At 34.1% G+C, this 17,229-nt stretch carries 13 protein-coding genes; 9 read left to right on the top strand and 4 right to left on the bottom strand.

Features of this window, described 5'->3' with window-relative positions; genetic code table 11:
- Positions 1-7 precede the first annotated feature (7 nt).
- Both phytr_RS03330 and phytr_RS03325 read left to right on the top strand, forming a co-directional pair.
- Positions 8-1,075 carry an ankyrin repeat domain-containing protein gene (locus phytr_RS03330; protein ID WP_158706846.1) on the top strand — a complete coding sequence of 356 codons (1,068 nt, stop codon included), beginning with the start codon at positions 8-10 and terminating at the stop codon, positions 1,073-1,075.
- A 253-nt stretch (positions 1,076-1,328) separates the two neighbouring features.
- A complete protein-coding gene (locus tag phytr_RS03325) occupies positions 1,329-1,961 on the top strand; it encodes an ankyrin repeat domain-containing protein (RefSeq protein WP_106874472.1) in 633 nt (210 codons plus the stop codon).
- 35 nt (positions 1,962-1,996) lie between these two features.
- On the opposite strand, the gene phytr_RS03320 is transcribed toward phytr_RS03325, so the two are convergent.
- Positions 1,997-3,577, bottom strand: coding sequence for a methyltransferase domain-containing protein (locus tag phytr_RS03320; RefSeq protein ID WP_106874471.1), 1,581 nt, complete (start codon positions 3,575-3,577; stop codon positions 1,997-1,999).
- Between the two features lie 273 nt (positions 3,578-3,850).
- Here phytr_RS03320 and phytr_RS03315 point away from each other — a divergent pair, with 273 nt between their 5' ends.
- The 3 genes from phytr_RS03315 to phytr_RS03305 all read left to right on the top strand — a co-directional run bounded on the left by phytr_RS03315 (position 3,851) and on the right by phytr_RS03305 (position 7,895).
- Entirely contained in the window at positions 3,851-5,095 is a 1,245-nt protein-coding gene (locus phytr_RS03315; RefSeq protein WP_106874470.1) for an ankyrin repeat domain-containing protein, read from the top strand.
- 299 nt (positions 5,096-5,394) lie between these two features.
- Positions 5,395-6,912 (top strand): ankyrin repeat domain-containing protein, encoded by a 1,518-nt coding sequence (locus tag phytr_RS03310; protein WP_106874469.1) that lies wholly within the window; start codon positions 5,395-5,397, stop codon positions 6,910-6,912.
- A 158-nt stretch (positions 6,913-7,070) separates the two neighbouring features.
- Positions 7,071-7,895: a hypothetical protein gene (locus phytr_RS03305; RefSeq protein WP_106874468.1), complete on the top strand. Its 825-nt coding sequence runs from the start codon at positions 7,071-7,073 to the stop codon at positions 7,893-7,895.
- An 80-nt stretch (positions 7,896-7,975) separates the two neighbouring features.
- Here phytr_RS03305 and phytr_RS03300 read toward each other — a convergent pair whose 3' ends face one another.
- From phytr_RS03300 to phytr_RS03290, 3 genes are all read right to left on the bottom strand, one after another.
- On the bottom strand, positions 7,976-9,427 hold the full coding sequence (locus phytr_RS03300) for an ankyrin repeat domain-containing protein (protein ID WP_106874467.1): 1,452 nt from the start codon (positions 9,425-9,427) through the stop codon (positions 7,976-7,978).
- Positions 9,428-9,730: 303 nt separating this feature from the next.
- Positions 9,731-10,525: an acyl-ACP--UDP-N-acetylglucosamine O-acyltransferase gene (gene lpxA, locus phytr_RS03295; RefSeq protein WP_106874466.1), complete on the bottom strand. Its 795-nt coding sequence runs from the start codon at positions 10,523-10,525 to the stop codon at positions 9,731-9,733.
- A 137-nt stretch (positions 10,526-10,662) separates the two neighbouring features.
- A complete protein-coding gene (locus phytr_RS03290; RefSeq protein WP_106874465.1) occupies positions 10,663-11,097 on the bottom strand; it encodes a hypothetical protein in 435 nt (144 codons plus the stop codon).
- Between the two features lie 155 nt (positions 11,098-11,252).
- Between phytr_RS03290 and secA the strand changes: the two genes are divergently transcribed.
- From secA to hemW, 4 genes are read left to right on the top strand one after another with little or no spacing between them, the layout of a single operon-like run.
- The gene (gene secA / locus phytr_RS03285; RefSeq protein WP_106874464.1) at positions 11,253-13,955 is read left to right on the top strand and encodes a preprotein translocase subunit SecA; all 2,703 of its coding nucleotides are present in this window, start codon (positions 11,253-11,255) and stop codon (positions 13,953-13,955) included.
- Positions 13,955-14,974, top strand: a complete 1,020-nt coding sequence (gene queA / locus phytr_RS03280) for a tRNA preQ1(34) S-adenosylmethionine ribosyltransferase-isomerase QueA (RefSeq protein WP_106874463.1) — start codon at positions 13,955-13,957, stop codon at positions 14,972-14,974. Before secA ends, queA begins: the two co-directional genes overlap by 1 nt.
- Positions 14,967-16,046 (top strand): tRNA guanosine(34) transglycosylase Tgt, encoded by a 1,080-nt coding sequence (gene tgt, locus phytr_RS03275; protein WP_106874462.1) that lies wholly within the window; start codon positions 14,967-14,969, stop codon positions 16,044-16,046. The genes queA and tgt overlap by 8 nt, the downstream gene beginning before the upstream one ends.
- Entirely contained in the window at positions 16,030-17,211 is a 1,182-nt protein-coding gene (gene hemW, locus phytr_RS03270) for a radical SAM family heme chaperone HemW (protein ID WP_158706845.1), read from the top strand. Before tgt ends, hemW begins: the two co-directional genes overlap by 17 nt.
- Positions 17,212-17,229: the final 18 nt, after the last annotated feature.

The raw sequence follows: 17,229 nt of genomic DNA, 5'->3' as shown, positions 1-17,229 counted from the left end.
TAAGTTAATGAAAGCGATTTGGGAAGAAGATAGTCAAAGTGTAATACAAGATTTGTTGAATCAAGAAGAAAATCTCAGTTTAAAAATTCCTCTAACAAATAGAAACTTACTGCACTTTGCAACTCAAAGTGGTAAGAGCAAATCAGTTGATAATTTGCTGAATTTAGGCTTTAAAAAAGTTATTAACGATTTTGATGCTGAAGGTAATGCGCCTTTGCACTATGCTACTAAATTTGGTGATGTTTGTATGTTGCAAAGTCTTATTGAAGCTGGGGCAGATGTAAATGTTCGAGATGCAAAAGGACGCCTGCCGCTTCATTATGCATTAAAGTTAGGAAAAGTACAAAGTGCTCAATTATTAATTAATTGGGAAAGTTATTTAAACGATAAAGGGGCATTAAATTTAATTTCTTTTGCAGTTGAGCAAAATCTTTCAAATATAATCTGTCTATTAATATTAAGAGGTGCTTATATAGATTTATCAAACGTAGAGGTATATGAATATTTAAAAGAAAATTTCGATACTTTATCGGTTCAAACGGACCATTTGATTGACAAGATATATCTTAACTTAAAAGTTGCTAATTCTTTTTTTAAAGTAGGTTTGCTAGAGGCCTATGAATTTGGTGACGAGCTAGTGGAAAAAGCGTATGAAGGTTTGGTAAATTTTGCTAGTATTCTTAATGCAGTTGATAACAAAGATTATAAGTATAAATTTGCCCACCTATTTAAAGATGAAATGTTGTTACAGCAGTTTTGGGAAAAAGCTGAAGGTTTATCATTCATAATTGACACTTATCATTCTATTGAAGAGATTCAGATAGCAATCATTGCTTTATTAAATAGGGATAAGACTTTAATTAAGACGCTTCAAGATACTCAAAAAGATATGTTTTCCAAAACCATAGATGGTATTAAATCTCCTAGTATTAGTATGTTGCATGACTTAGATGGACCTAAGGAATTATTGAATGATTTGCTTGAGCCATCAGATCAAATTGCGTTATACGTATCGCAATTCATTTTAGATAAACCTGAATCTGTAGAAGTTATGGGTGATAATATTTCGGATTGAGGTTTTAAAAAACTGATAAATATCATAGTATTCCACACTTTAAAAGAGTGCATACATTTTTGTAAAGAGTAGCATATTCAAAAATTTTTTAGGTATCAAGGTGTGTGCGATTTGATATTAAGATCTCTGTTTAGTTAGCCTTGTTAATTTTGCTACTCATGACAATATTATTTATTTTAATTGCTAGCTCTTGACATAAGTATTAAAACGTGTTAACATTTATATTGATAACTATATTATAAGGTAATTAACTATGTGGTCACTTTTGCCATCATTTCTGATAAGCAACTATCAAAAGTCTAAGATAATATCAAAAGCTATAAAAGATAATAATGTCAATAAGATAAAGTACTACGTACATTCCAGAAACATTAATGATAAATGGTCTCAAGATGCCGGTTTTTTAGAATTAGCAGTCAAATATGGTAGCCTTGAAGTTATGGAATATTTATTAGATCAGGGTGCTAGTTGTTCATTACCAACGCATGATGGTGACACCATTTTGTTATCAGCCATCAGAGCTGGAAATGAAGAAATGGTAAAGCTTATGTTGCAATATCCACAAGTTATAGAAACGATAAATCGCCATTCTGGAAGTAAGGGGGATACCGCGTTAAGTTACTCTTTTATGGAAGGAAATGAAAAGATGATCGAGTTACTAGTTTCTACCCAAGAGGTTAATATTCAAAAAGAATATAACGCGGCATTGGTAAATCTTATTGGCCGTATTAAATCTTTAGAATATTTAAAGTATATCGCAGAGGATCAAATGAAAGCACAAGCTAGCGATTTGTTGTTAGAAATGCAAAATGGGTTTGATGTAGATGGGTTAGTATTAGATATAATTGGTAGTGATTTTTGCAAAAATGCGCTAGATGCTGCATAATTTTGGACAAGTGGGACACAAGTCCCATTTGTTATCTATGGTGTTAGCAAGCACATATCAAGAGCAAATTTTAATGAATCTTGTAAGTGATCTTTGATTTCCTGCTTTATTTCATCTTTATTTGTAATGGTTTGTCCATCTTTAGAAAAGCTCAAATCTTCTTGCTGAGCGTGATTAAAAATAAATTCCTCAATTGCATCTAATCCATACTCACCATCCATATACCTGAAAGCATACTTTTCAAATAGACCTATAAACACAATTTGCCCTCTTAAATTTGTTACCCAAGTATCTTCTCCTTGTAGTGCTTGATAACGAGCTAAATGATATATTTTAGGCTTATCGGATATAACTGTAGAGGCTGTTGTCATGTAGCTTGTAATATCAACGTAACCCGTGAAAATTAGCCCTATTAGTTCTTGATTAAAGGTTGCTTGAATTTCTTCTTTCGTAATACTTGGTACTTTTTCGCTGGCTATATCAATAACTTGGGCGATAGATATAGGATTTATAGCTGCGTTATCTGCTATAGTATACAAAACAGCTTTCATTATAGATGAATTTGTTTGTATACCTCCACCACCATTAGGTTTGATAAAGAAACTTAAAGATTGAGTACCATCATCAAAATTGGTTATATCTTGTGAAGGAACATCTAGTAAAATGTTGGAAGATATATACAGTGAACTTAAATCAGCACCTGATACGTCTCTCTTAATATTTACTTCTTTATGGCAAATGATACTTGATTTGAAAGCTTTTTGAGTGAAAAAGTCCATATATTCTTCTACGTCAACAATATCAGTTAGTTGTTGGACAGCTTCAAGAATATTGATTGGCGCGTTGCCTACGTACATTGATGGAAGATACGTATCACTGACATATTGCAACTGTCTTTTGTCTAATTCGTCAAAAAATTCATGGAAACTAAAAACCTTATGATCCCCAATTAAGTAATCGCAAAGCATGTTATCGTTTTCAAATAGAGCTCTTGCTTCAACGTAAATCATTTGATGTAGAGGATTTTGACTTTCTTCTAAAGCATTTATGGTAAATGCTAAAAATGCTCTAGCCTGCTCTAGTTTTTCGGGTATAGCTTGAAGTCTATGAGTATTATAAAGTATCATTTCTCTTAAAAGATTGGCTGTACTATGACCTGCCTGAACATTGTAACTCACAAATGCGATGCCTGTAGGTTTGAGTAACTTTTTGCACAGATCAAATATCTCATTACGAGTTTGTTCGTTGACCCAGGATACCATATTGTGAACTATAATATAGTCGAACTGATCTTGGCTATTTTGTAAGTCGCTAGTAAGTTTATTTTCGAACGTCACATTCATTAAACCAATTTCACTTGCAGATTTTTGTGCAGCCGTGATTTGTGAAGAAGAAGCATCAATACCTAATAATTTAGATTGAGGGTATTTTAATGCAATTGGTATAAGATTTCCGCCGCTTGAACAGCCAATTTCCAGGATGTTAGCAGTACCAGGTTCAGCAGGGTTTGCTCCGAAAAGCTTTCCTAATGTGAATAAACGATCGGGATGAGAATGGTAGTAAGGATAACTACTGTAGTTCAAACCATTATAAGGGTCAAAAGTGGTATCGGCCATTGTTATTTTCTTTTAAGGGTTAAAATATGGTATCAGTCTATCTCAAGTCATTCACATAAAACAATTTTTATGCTAAAAAATTTTAAGTTTGTATAGTAACTGTTGCAATCAAGTGGCGGTATATGGATTGTGAAGAAAATAAAATTTTGTGAGCTGTTATAATTAGGTTTAATTCAAACAATATTTTTAATTTTATACAATAAATAATATTACAATTTGATTAATATAAATAATTTTAGTACGCTATTATTAAAATTAATTATAATATCAAATATGCAAAAAGTTATAGGAAATATTAAAAAACAAGCTGCGGCAAAATATACTGATCGTAACGAATCTTCAAGCATTCATGAGACATTTTTGTTGTTGTCAAGTTCTTTACATCGTGCTGCTAGAGATGGTGATATCGCAACATTACAAAAAGCTATAGATAGCGGTAAAAAAATAAACTCTTATGGTATGTTATTTGCTGCTATTAAATATAGCAAAAGACCTCATAGTATTAAGGACGTAGTGAAATTGATATTGGAACAAGAGGGAACAAATCCAAATCAAAAAGACTACGATAATAGAACTGCTTTATTCTGGGCGGTTGAGAAATGGCATCAAGAAACTGTAAAAGTACTTATAGAGTATGGTGCTGATCCTTATATGGCAGATAATAAGCTCGAAACACCTTTCCATATAGCTGCGCGTCACGCTGACATGCGTACGATGGAAATGTTACTCTCAAAAGCATCAAATAAATCAACACTTTTAAATGCTGATAACAAATCTCCTCTTTGTCTCTTAGCTGAAAACGACTTGTATATCGTACCCCCTAAATATGTAAATCCTGCGTGCGTGAATCCCCCAGAAGTAGTTCAAAAATTACTAGAATTTTTTGATTTTGATCCACTAGATTACGTACATGCCTTATCTTTGGCGACTAGTCGCAATCTACTACCACCAGTAAAATATTTGCTAAATTATGATATGACTAAATTTGAAGATAGTGCTAAGAATTATGTAGAGGAAAACTTAATCGGCGCTCTTGCTTCGTGCAATTTTAGTAAACCAAATTGGCCTGAAATTACTTCAGCTTTTTTAGAGCGTGGGGGAAAGTTAGGTCTAGCGATGAAGAATAGTAGAAATTTAAAGGCAAAGCTAAATAATATAGATGATGTTAACAAAATCATATCTGCAAGTGATGGAGCAGAGAAACAAATTTTATGCGCATTAACTCTTTTAGAACACTTAATTGATCGTACAGATATTAAAGAACATATATTAAAAGAAATACATAATTTGTTCCCAAGTATCAAAGAGACTAATCAAGATTTTATAGACCAATGCTTAGAGAGAATAAATCATTTACCAAGTGCCAAAATACACGAAGATTTAAGTACTACTTTGAGGTTATCTGCATTTAATGAAAACGATGAGAGCGCTGAACAAACTGGAGATGATGTGGAAAGTATTGTGTTGAATCTTGAAGAGTTAGGAAAAGACATGCAAGGTTCTACCGAAAATCCTTAAGAATATTTGAGGATGTTGATTGTTGCTTAATGATTTTATCTCTGAGATATTGTGCCAGCTTCAGGAGTTTAATCTATCATTGAATATCTAAACAGCTGCAAATCACTACTTTATGAAGCTAGTAGTGATTGACAGATGGTAAGATAACCTTTGAACCTTTGTAAGCTCAAGTCAAGAAATTATTTTTAATACTTACGGAAATATTATCCTTTCCTAAAATTTGAGCACTCTAAAGAGACTTTTTATTTAAATTGGTGTATGTTAGGATATAATTATTGACAATTTAAAAATAGGGGGATATGGGAAAAAAATCTAAAAAAAAGGCTAAAGATCTTAACAAACATAGTAGTGTTCATACGGAAGCGTCAAAAGAAAAAGTTATTGATCCCAAGGAAATGAGAATAGATGAGTTTGAAACAGCTTTATGGGGCATATATAAAGGCGACCCAAATTTTTATAATATTATAAATCTTGAGCATATAGTGCCTAGTAGTACAAAACATTTTGATATTAGTGAAGAACACTTATTCGGCAATATAGACATATTAGATTTGGGCAAGGCACCTGCCACAGAAGGTGATATCAATAAGGCTGATGATATAGAAGGCGCATTAGAAAACATGAAAATATCAGATTTGGATGAAATACTTGAAATAGGTCGTCAAGATATCCTCTTCCTTCAAGCTGTAGAAAGAGGTGATTTAAATACCGTCAAATCCTTATTACAAGAAGGAACTAACCTGAGCACAACGAATGATAAAGGTGAAAACTTATTTCATATTGCAGCGAGGCAAGGGTATACAAACATAGTTGAACATTTCTCTTGTGGTATAAATAAACCTAAATCTCCTCAAGCTAGGAATGAAGATATAGATATGTTAAGGTTTTTAGTTAGTGCGCAAGATAAAGATGGTAATAAACCAGCACAAACAGCCGCTAAGCATAATAACCACGAGATTGTGTCTTTATTATTAAGCCTTCCAGGACCTTATGATATGGTTTTAAATGACTATCTTATCAGTAATTATAGCGAAGTTTTAAAGATAGGGTCTACTATCCAACAAATATTAGCTGGATACAAGATGCTTCAACTGTTAACAGAGTCTGCCGCTGATAGTCCAGCAGCATTTGAGGCTGTGCAGGGTTTATCAAAAAAGTTGGTTCCTATAATAAATAGCTTTAAGCCATTCACATTTCTGAGTGATATAGGTATAGGTTTAAAAATTATTCCCAAATCTAGCTGCATGTTATCAGCAATGATTCAACTATTTTTTTGGAATATGCATGAAATGCCTTCAGAAATTCAAGAAAGTACTCTCCACATGGTTGAGAAAAGCGGGAAAGCCTTTCAAGCTATCAAGATGAGTGAGACATTAATTCCGAAAATAGGTCTTAATATGCGCAAAATGGGTCTTAATATAGAAGAGAATATAATTCCAAATCTTAACTTGTTTAAACAGAAATTAGAAGAAGTAACAGAAATACTCCAATCTCATAATTTAGAGCATATCACACGCGATAAGGAAACTGCAAACAAAGTGTTATGGGGTTTAAATGCTTTAGAACAACGTACCATGCTGGTATTCCTACCCGCTGAATCATTAAACCCTTATGGTCAATATATGAAAGAAGTATATAATAGTTTATTTAAAGAATACGTTCATACGTTTGGTTTAAGAGAAGAAGCATCTAACAAAATAAATTTTGATCCAGAGGCTATACGCTCACAAATTTATGAATCTTGTTCAGATACCACTGCTTTGATAGGTAAGCAACAAACAGATGAGTATGATTCATTAGATTTCCTGTTTGCTTAATTCTAAATAAATCGGTATAGCACACTTAACTATCTTTTAGTGTTATACCAATTTACTATATTGATTTTATTGACAATGGAATATACATTAGATTTTTGAAGATAATATTACTATCTTTCTTAATAGTGAGTTATGAATAAATCTAATAATAAATAACTATGTTGTGGGATTATCTACTTACCTCTGCATACAATCTAACCACTTCATTTTTGAGCTTTGATGGTGTGCACATGGTACGCGAGGCGTCTAATGTTCTAAACTGCTGTATAAATTTTAGTAAGAATGGAGAATTAGAATTGGAAGCGTTGCAGTCATTTTTAGAAAAATTTTCTGAAAGAGCTGATATTCATGTAATCTCTATTGGTTGTGACAATGATTTGCAAGGTGTGCAACAAGTTTACCCTTGGATCCCACAATATTGCGAAAAGAATCCAAATCATAAAGTGCAAATCAGCCTTTTTGATCCTTGGTTTTATATTGTAAATCCTCTAGCAAATGGAGAAGATCGAGAATTTCATCCATTTACATATAAGATTCCAGATCCGCAGTTTGTAAGCTTAGTAACACTAGGAGAGTGGCAACGTTCAGGTCAAGGCAACGTTTACAAGCACTTAAATTATAATATTGAAGTTAGTGTTTACAAATCTTTCCCAGATTGGGGTTTTGAAACATTTGGTCGATTGTTCATACAAAAATACTTAGCTCCTACAATACTTAAGCACATAGTGTCAAATAATAAAGTAATTATATCGATGCATACGGGAGATGCTTGGATTTCTAATAATCTAAAGGAAATGTATGATGTTTTGGAAGAAAAATTGAATATAGATGATTTAAAAGACCATTTAATATTGTTTGGAGAAAATGACGCTGATTTATCAGGCAATATGAAAATATTACAATATTATAACGGTTCTGAGCATACTCTTGAAGATATACCGGCGGTCAATATTTTTGGTGAAAGTAGTGATCAAGTTAGCTAATTCAATTAAGATACTAGGCAACACTCTTAACAAGCTAGTTCCCCCCTTTTATTAATTGAAGTTATAAGCGCAGCTTAGTGTTAACTAGCACCTTCCAGCTCATTTGCTGTCTCTGTATCTCCGGCAGTTGTTGCTGAGTTGGTGTTTGAAATGTTTTCGATTGTTTCTGCTTCAGTCTTTTTTTCTTCTGATGCTTCTCCATCTTCTTCTATTTTAATACTCGTAAAAAATTGGAGTAAATTAGTTTTTAGCTCACTTTCTGTATATTTTGTGAATGCATTCTCAATTAATGACTCAACTTCAGCTGAGCATAATGATTTAGTTTCAAGAAGGGCCTTTTTTATCTCTGGAAGTCCCTTCTCTCGCATTAATCGCTGCATATTTTTGAAGGCCATGGAATTTTGCATTTTATATTCTGGTCCAGGATTAGTTATTTTACAAGCGACAGAGTGAAGATTTTCGATAGAATCACTAATTTGAACACTATTGTATACTTCGCTATATTCAAAATCATCTAAACTATGTTTAGACAAGAAGGTGGTTACAAGGTTTGCGCTAGAATTTACATAATTTTCATAGTTGCTTCCCTTAAATTGACCAAAGACCCAAATTACATTACACATTTTCAGTAAGCTGTCTAATTGATCAAATGGGAACAGAGAGGTTATCCTCATAAAACTATCATCTATCCTGGCAGCAGTAGAGGCTAAATATTTTACTACTTCAATGTGACCGCTCATTGCAGCACGTTCGATTGGTAGGCTTTTATGATTATCTTGTGATACAAGGTTGGCGCCATGGCTTTCAAGGAATTGAACCAAGTCTAACTTGCCCTTCCCAGCGGCGACATGTAACGCTGTTTCTCCATTTTCATTTATGTCATTAATCATTCTTGGTTCTTGAGTTAGCAACCACTCTAAGGTTTGTGATATTTTCGAATAATCTCCGATGCTTGCAGCTAAATGAAGCCAAGAATCACCACCTTTATATTTTAAATCAGTTTTAGCTCCTCTAGCTTTTAAAGCTTTTGCAACTTCAAGCTTGCCGCTGAAGATAGAGTACATCATAGGCGTTCTGAAGGGATTTTTACCGTTTACATTAGCTCCAAAGTCTATAAGTTTATTTATTGCATCTATGTGACCATTTTCTGCCGCCTCAGCTAATGCCGTTTTATCTTCGTCATCCACGAGATTCATATCACCTCCATAAGATTTAATGTCTTCAATTAAATCTATCCAGCCTTTTCTTGCTGCGTGATGTATAGGAGTAAAACCATTAATCAGAGAATCGTTGATATCCATTCCTCGTTCTTGACAAAGATATTGAATTATATCTAACTTCTTATAATTAACGGCTACGTGTAAAAAACTAATACCTTCCTCGTTCTTGATGGAAAAATCAAAATCTTTTTTAAAATCTCTATCTTTGAAAATTTTTTCTACTAACGCGTCATCACCTTTATCCATAGCTTGGAGAAGGAGTTTAGTGTTATTTTTCTTTAATTCTTTTAAGCTAATTATAGATTTTTGCATATTTTTGTATTTTAATTATATTAATTACTATATCATATTATATTTCCTTGCCAAGATTTTTAATAATTACTAAAATTAGATAAAGTTTTATAGTAATTATCATTTTTGAATTGGTTGCGATATTTGTAATTAAGAACTGCTTAATAGAAGAGATCTAGTTAATTTAGTGAGATCAACTTGAGTAAGTTAAACTCAAGAAGATTGCTAAAAAGATCTATTTCCAAATTTACCACCGCATAGATAATTTTTAGGAAATGGATGTGAGAGTACTATAAATAAGATGAATATTTATTTAAAACAGTTCTACTCTTCATCAGAGGATGCAGACTTTATCATAATTCCTCTTTGAGATGATGTGATAAATTTAATCATATACTCTGCTGGAGCAAAATCTTTAAAATTAGTTTTAACATACTCAATTTTTTCTTCTAGTGGATCTTGGTAATAGAAAAGATGTTTGAAGATTTTTTGAATCTTTTGAATTTCTTCTGTTTTATAACCCGCTCTTTGAAGACCGACTACATTAATTTTGATAATCTTTGCCCTATCACCCTGTACCATGCAAAAGGGAGGAATATCTTGTGCTACCATGCTGCCTGCAGCAACAAAGGCTAGGTCTCCAACACGCACGAATTGGTGTATTCCAGCAAGTCCTCCTACTATGACCTTATCTCCTATAATTGCATGTCCAGCAACGCAGGCGCTATTTGCAAACCAGCAGCCACTTCCTACGATAACATCATGGGCAATATGAGAGCAGGCCATAAATAAGTTGCTATCTCCGATTTGTGTGATGCCTTCCAGGGTCGTAGCTGGTTGGAGAGTAACATATTCTCTAATTTGGTTTTTATTGCCAATTGTAAGCCTGGTGTCCTGATCTTTATGCTTTTGATCCTGAGGTTTTGAACCGATAGATGCAAATTGAAAAATGATATTTTCATCTCCAATTGTAGTATTTCCTTCAATCACTACGTGTGGTCCAATCTGATTATTTTCCCCTAGTGTGACTTTTGGTCCGATAATTGAATATGGTCCTATTGAAGTTCCTTTGCCTATTTTAGCTCCAGGGTAGATGATTGCTGTGGAATGGATGTTCATAATTGGGATATTTCAAGATAAATTTTTTAGGTAGTTTGCCTTATAAACCGTGTCACATACTTTAGATGTTTCTTGGTTTTAAATGATCTTCTTCCTAAAAATACCTTAAAAATAATTATCTTGCAACAGTCCTATCTCTATTTTTTTGTTTCTTCGATTTGTATAGGTAAAGCTTTTTTTAACTTTGCTTCTTTAGCCAAAAACTCTTGAGCTTCCAAAGTTAGCTTTTTATATAAGTAAGCTTTTTGTTTTTCTAATTTTGCTATTGCAGCTCTGTATTCATTAACTTCTTCTCTGACTTTTGGCTTAGTTTTCAGTACAAAAGCTTTAAAATCAGCTATTGCTTTTTGGTAGGCTGCTGATCCATCAGATTCCTTGGATTTTTTATCTTGTGCCTTATCTTTTTGTTTCGTCTCATCTGTATCTTTGGTATCAGTTTTTGAATTATTTTCTGCATTTGTTTCCTTGTTGGGTAAGGTCGGAGCAGGGGGGTCTTTGGGGGTATTATTACTGCTAGCAAAAGAGTTGCAGAATATAAATGCAACAAAGATTAGAGGAAAAATTTTTTTCATAATAAAATGTCTAAAATGATTAAACATAGAAAAGATAACATAATATTTTAATGAACAGCAAGATACTTTTAGCACTGAGAGCAAAACAATATATTTGCATGCTAGAAAACAATTGTGTTAATATCTTTTTTTGAATTAGATAACTTGGGAATATTATGTTTGGTTTTTTAAGTAAAATTTTTGGCACTGCAAATGATCGTATCGTAAAAAAGCTTCTGAATGAAGTAGAGCAGATCAATCATTTGGAACAATATTATTCTGAGATGACAGATGAGTCATTGCTGAAAGCTAGCATGAATTTAAAAGGACAGGTACAAAGTAATGCTAAAACTTTAGATGAGATTACATATGATGCCTTTGCTTTAGTGCGTGAAGGAGCTAAAAGAGTTTTAGGACAAAGGCATTTTGATGAGCAATTGATGGGGGGGCTTGTTTTACACCGTGGTATGATTTGCGAAATGAAGACTGGTGAAGGTAAAACCTTGGTTGCAACTCTGCCTGCGTATCTAAATGCTTTAACGGGTAAGGGGGTTCATATCGTTACTGTGAATGATTATTTGGCACAAAGAGATGCTAGTTGGATGGGGCCATTATTTAACTTTTTGGGCTTGAGCGTTTCGACCGTGACAGGTCAAACAAGCGATGAAGATAGAATCCAAAGTTATAAAGCAGATATTACTTATGCTACCAATAATGAACTGGGTTTTGATTATCTGCGTGACAACATGAAATTTGGCGCAGATGCAAAGGTACAGCGACCATTTCATTATGCAATTATCGATGAAGTAGACTCGATCTTAATTGATGAGGCAAGAACGCCTCTTATCATATCGGGGCCAACTTCCGATAGATCTAATCTATACATTACTATCAACAACCTAGTTAAAAAGTTAGATAAAGAATATTACGAAATAGAGGAAAAAACTAAATCAGTGACTCTCAATGATCAAGGTATGTCTAAAATTGAGGAGATGCTTGTTGCGGCAAAATTAATTAAAGATGGCAGCAGTCTATATGACTTTGAGTATACTCATCTGGTTCATTTTATAAATCAGTCTTTAAAAGCCCATACCATGTTCCGTGATAATGTAGATTATATGGTTAAAGATGGTCAACTTATGATTATTGATGAGTTTACAGGAAGGGTTTTAGAAGGTCGTCGTTATTCTGATGGATTGCATCAAGCTTTAGAGGCAAAGGAAAACTTGACAATCCAGAATGAAAACCAAACTCTTGCATCTATCACCTTCCAAAATTACTTCAGGATGTATCCTAAAATTTCTGGTATGACTGGTACAGCTATGACTGAGGCTAATGAGTTTAAGTTCATTTATAACTTAGATGTTGTTGCAATTCCTCCTCATAAGCCAGTTACAAGAATAGATCATGATGATGAGATTTATGGTACTAAGGAAGAGAAGTATGATGCAATTTTAAAAGCAGTGAACGAAGCGCATGAAAAAGGTCAGCCAATTCTAGTTGGAACAGTTAGCATTGAAAAATCAGAAGTAATTTCTGCTTTATTTAACAAGCATAAGATTAAACATAAGGTGCTTAATGCTAAATATCATGAACAAGAGGCGGGTATCATATCACAAGCGGGAAGACTTGGAGCTGTAACAATTGCAACGAATATGGCGGGTCGTGGTACAGATATTATGCTGGGCGGTAACCTGAAAATGCTTCTAAAAGACCTGTCAAATACCCTATCCAAAGAGCAACTTGAACAGCAGATTGCAGAAGAAAAAGAGAAAGTAATGCAAGCAGGGGGTTTATTTGTCATTGGAACAGAGAGGCACGAGTCTCGTAGAATTGATAATCAGCTGCGGGGACGTAGTGGTCGTCAAGGAGATCCTGGTCGCACTAAATTTTTCTTATCGCTTGAGGATGATTTGATGAGGATTTTTGCATCTGAAAGAGTGACTCAAATTTTGAAGCGCTTTGGTTTAAAAGGTGGAGAAGCGTTGCACGATCCGATGATTACAAGAGCTTTAGAAAAGGCTCAGCAGAGAGTTGAATCTGGTAACTATGAGGTGCGTAAAAACTTGCTCAAGTTTGATGATATAATGAATGATCAGCGTAAAATTATTTATGCTAAAAGGAATGATATTATTTCAGCTCAAAACATTATACAAACCCTGTTTGATAGCGCCGAAGATTGGTTAGGTAGTGTTATCAATACTTTCATTCCACAAGATAAGTTTAGGGATGATTGGGATTTAGAGGGCTTAGCGGCTGAAATAGAGCGCGTACTTGATATTAAAATTGATACGCAAAAAATTACTAAAGATCAGATGGTTGAAGATGATATTCATCAATATGCCTTTTCATTAGCTAAAGAACTATTTTTAAGTAAACAAAACGCTTTCGGAGATATGTTTAATGATGTACTAAAGTACATTATTTTAAACCTTATTGATCAAAGTTGGAAGGAGCATTTATATAACCTGGACCACCTAAGACAGGGTATAGGACTTAGGGCTTATGGTCAGAAGGATCCGTTCCAGGAGTATAAGAAGGAGTCTTTTTATTTGTTTGAGCAAATGTTAGATCATTTTGCTGTAAATATCTTGCAAGTTATATCGCACTTGCATCCAAATCCGAATGCTGACATACAAAAGGCAAAAAGTGCAAAAGATGATCTGCATAATCTCTCTCAAACAAGGGTTGATCCAGCGCTTCAAAAGGATGCTTCTTCAGCTGTAAAGATGCAGCCAAGCACTAACGTGTATGTTGAGCCGGATAAGCGTGATCCCAAAGATCCAAATACTTGGGGAAGGGTTGCTCGTAATGAATTATGTCCTTGTGGTTCTGGCAAAAAGTATAAACAGTGTCATGGATCTGTTGTGCCTCAATAATGAAGAATGATCCATTAAAGGTATCGGACTTAGATTTTCCTCTTGATACAAAGCAAATAGCTCTTAATCCTTTAGAAAAGAGAGATGAATCTAGGTTGCTCGTAATAAAAGGCCAAAATCTCAAAGAAATAGTATTTAAGGATATAGTAGATCTGTTTCATCCAGGAGATGTGCTTGTGTTAAATAATTCTAAAGTAATAAAGTCTAGGATTATTGTAAGCTTAGAAGGTAAGAACATAGAGCTCTTTTTACATAAGCAAATAGAAGAAAATAGGTGGCAAGCATTTGCAAAGCCTGCAAAAAAACTATCTATAGGACAAGTTTTTAGTTTAGGAGATAACAAAATAAGGGTTGCAGAAAAGCTTGAAAGTGGTGAGGTAATTTTGGAGTTAAATTTAGTACTGAGCTCTTTAGAATTTTTTGATCAGTTTGGAAAAATCCCTCTTCCTCCATATATAAAACGCCCATCAGAAAAAAGTGACGAAGAGCAATATCAAACAATTTTTGCAGCAAACAGTGGTTCGGTTGCAGCTCCAACAGCAGGGCTTCATTTTACGCAAGAAGTGCTAGATAAAATAAAAGCCAAGGGCGCGCAGGTTGTATATATTACTCTTCATGTTGGCGCGGGTACGTTTTTGCCAATTAAAAGCGAAAACGTAGATGATCATGAAATGCATTATGAAAATTATGAAATTAGCCAGGAGACGGCTCAAATAATTAATGATGCTAAAAGGGTTGTAGCTGTGGGTACAACAACTTTGCGCACTCTAGAGTCATCTTGCGAGGATGGAAAAGTAATTGCTCAAAAATCTAGCACGAACTTATTTATAAAGCCTGGTTTTAAGTTTCATGTAGTAGACCTTTTAATTACAAATTTTCACTTGCCTAAATCAACCTTGCTTTTGCTCGTGTGGGCATTTGGAGGAAGGAATAATATGGAAAAGGCATATGATTATGCTGTAAAAAATAACTTCAGACTATTTAGTTACGGAGATACGAGCCTTATTTATCATGTTTAATTTTCAAGTATTAAAAACTCATAATAAAAGCCGTCGAGGAGTGATAACTACAGCTCATGGTAAAATTCAAACCCCAGCATTCATGCCAGTTGGCACATACGGATCAGTTAAGGCAATGTTGCCTGAGCAAGTAGATGAAACTGGTGCTGATATCATTTTATCTAACACGTACCATCTAATGCTACGTCCTGGTGAAGAGTTGATTGCCAAAATGGGAGGATTGCATAAGTTTATGAACTGGGATAAACCAATTTTGACTGACTCGGGTGGTTTTCAAGTAATGTCGCTTGCAAATTTGCGAAAAGTTGAAGAACAGGGAGTGGCATTTCGTTCTCCTTTTGATGGTAGTAGCTATTTCTTAACTCCTGAAAAAGCAACTTATATCCAATACCTTCTTGGCAGCACTATTACTATGGCATTTGATGAATGCTTAGAGTTCCCTGCGAGTTATGAGCGCTCTAATGAATCTATGGAGCTTTCAATGCGTTGGGCTGAGCGTTCACGTAATAGTTTTATTAAACGTGCAGGATATGGTCAATTTGGCATAATGCAAGGAGGAGTTTATGATGACTTGCGGCAAATATCTGCAAAGCAGCTAGTAGATATGGATTTTGAGGGATATGCGATAGGAGGATTGGCTGTGGGAGAAGGTCAGGAGATCATGTTTAAGACTCTTGATACGGCAACAAGTTATTTGCCTGATCATAAACCAAAATACCTTATGGGAGTTGGGAAGCCTGATGATATAATAGGAGCGGTTGCGAGGGGCGTGGATATGTTTGACTGCGTTTTGCCTACAAGGTCTGGTAGAAATGGACAAGCATTTACTAAGCAAGGTGCAATTAATATCCGAAATGCTAAGTACAAAGAAGATCCTGCTCCTATAGAAGAAGATTGTGCTTGTTATACTTGCAAAAATTTTTCTAAGAGCTACATACACCATTTGGTTAGAGTGAAAGAAATTACGGGATCTATACTTATGACGTGGCATAATTTGCATTATTTTCAGGATTTAATGCATCGAATCAGAACTTATATTGAAAAAGGAAAAGATTTTGATTTTACGGCCTAATAATGCAAAAGAAATTTCAATATATATCCATTGGCCATTTTGTGTCAGTAAATGTCCATATTGCGATTTTAATTCTCATACTTTTGAAAAAATAGATTATTCATCATGGGAAAAAGCATACCTTGAAGATTTAGAAAAATTTTCTTACCTATTTCAAGGCAAAAATATAAATTCAATATTTTTTGGAGGCGGCACTCCTTCTTTAATGCCTCCTAGTATTGCTGCAAGTATAATTTCAAAAATCAGCCAAATTGCGTATATTACACAAGATACTGAAATAACACTAGAAGCAAACCCTAGCTCTGTTGAAAGTTCTAAGTTTGAAGGGTTTAAACAAGCGGGAGTTAATAGAATTTCTATAGGGATTCAGTCTTTTAACGATAAAAATCTAAAGTTTTTAGGTCGCAAGCATTCTGGTAAAGAAGCTCTAGGCGCTCTTGAGGTTGCGGGCAAATATTTTGATAACTACTCTTTTGATTTAATCTACGGTCTTCCAGATCAAACTTTAGATAATTGGCACAAAGAGTTAGAATTTGCTCTAAATTTTGCATCAAAGCATATATCTCTTTATCAGCTCACGATAGAAAAGGGAACTCCTTTTTATTCTATGCATAAAAGGAAGGAATTTGTTTTGCCAGATCAAGAGGTTGCAGCTAATTTATATGATTTGACTAACAATATGTTAGAGGCAAGAGGTTTTGAGCTATATGAGATTTCTAGTTACGCGCAAAAAGGCTTTGAGAGTAAGCATAATTTAAATTATTGGCAATATGGAGATTATTTAGGTATAGGTCCGGGGGCGCATAGTAGGCTTAGTTTTTTGGATGAAGGTATTAACCGCATGCAAGCTGCTGAGATGATTTATAAACCTGCAGATTGGCTTAAGGCTAATAAAAGATTACGAAATGTTGAAGTGTTAAGCCAGCAAGATATAGCTAAAGAGATAATTATGATGGGTTTGCGTCTTATAAAAGGTATGAACGATGATGTGTTAGAGAAATTTACTGGAAAAAGATTTGAGCAAATTATTGATAAACCATTTTTACAAAAATTAATAGGTGCTAAGCTCCTAGAATGTGATAATGCTGCAACTAGGCTATCAGATCGGGGGATAAAATTACATAGTAAAATTATAACTGAGATTTTTGATCATTTTCTAATATAGATTTGATTAAATATGATC

Origin of the sequence: Candidatus Phycorickettsia trachydisci (assembly GCF_003015145.1) — a bacterium.
Taxonomy (GTDB): domain Bacteria; phylum Pseudomonadota; class Alphaproteobacteria; order Rickettsiales; family Rickettsiaceae; genus Phycorickettsia; species Phycorickettsia trachydisci.
This window is presented reverse-complemented; position numbering and strand designations above follow the sequence as displayed.

Coding starts and splice junctions, on each gene's coding strand:
- lpxA (WP_106874466.1), bottom strand. CDS start 10,525: ATGAACATCCATTCCACAGCAATCATCTACCCTGGAGCTAAAATAGGC.
- queA (WP_106874463.1), top strand. CDS start 13,955: ATGAAGAATGATCCATTAAAGGTATCGGACTTAGATTTTCCTCTTGAT.
- phytr_RS03300 (WP_106874467.1), bottom strand. CDS start 9,427: ATGCAAAAATCTATAATTAGCTTAAAAGAATTAAAGAAAAATAACACT.
- phytr_RS03305 (WP_106874468.1), top strand. CDS start 7,071: ATGTTGTGGGATTATCTACTTACCTCTGCATACAATCTAACCACTTCA.
- phytr_RS03325 (WP_106874472.1), top strand. CDS start 1,329: ATGTGGTCACTTTTGCCATCATTTCTGATAAGCAACTATCAAAAGTCT.
- phytr_RS03310 (WP_106874469.1), top strand. CDS start 5,395: ATGGGAAAAAAATCTAAAAAAAAGGCTAAAGATCTTAACAAACATAGT.
- phytr_RS03330 (WP_158706846.1), top strand. CDS start 8: ATGAAAGCGATTTGGGAAGAAGATAGTCAAAGTGTAATACAAGATTTG.
- phytr_RS03320 (WP_106874471.1), bottom strand. CDS start 3,577: ATGGCCGATACCACTTTTGACCCTTATAATGGTTTGAACTACAGTAGT.
- phytr_RS03290 (WP_106874465.1), bottom strand. CDS start 11,097: ATGAAAAAAATTTTTCCTCTAATCTTTGTTGCATTTATATTCTGCAAC.
- secA (WP_106874464.1), top strand. CDS start 11,253: ATGTTTGGTTTTTTAAGTAAAATTTTTGGCACTGCAAATGATCGTATC.
- tgt (WP_106874462.1), top strand. CDS start 14,967: ATGTTTAATTTTCAAGTATTAAAAACTCATAATAAAAGCCGTCGAGGA.
- phytr_RS03315 (WP_106874470.1), top strand. CDS start 3,851: ATGCAAAAAGTTATAGGAAATATTAAAAAACAAGCTGCGGCAAAATAT.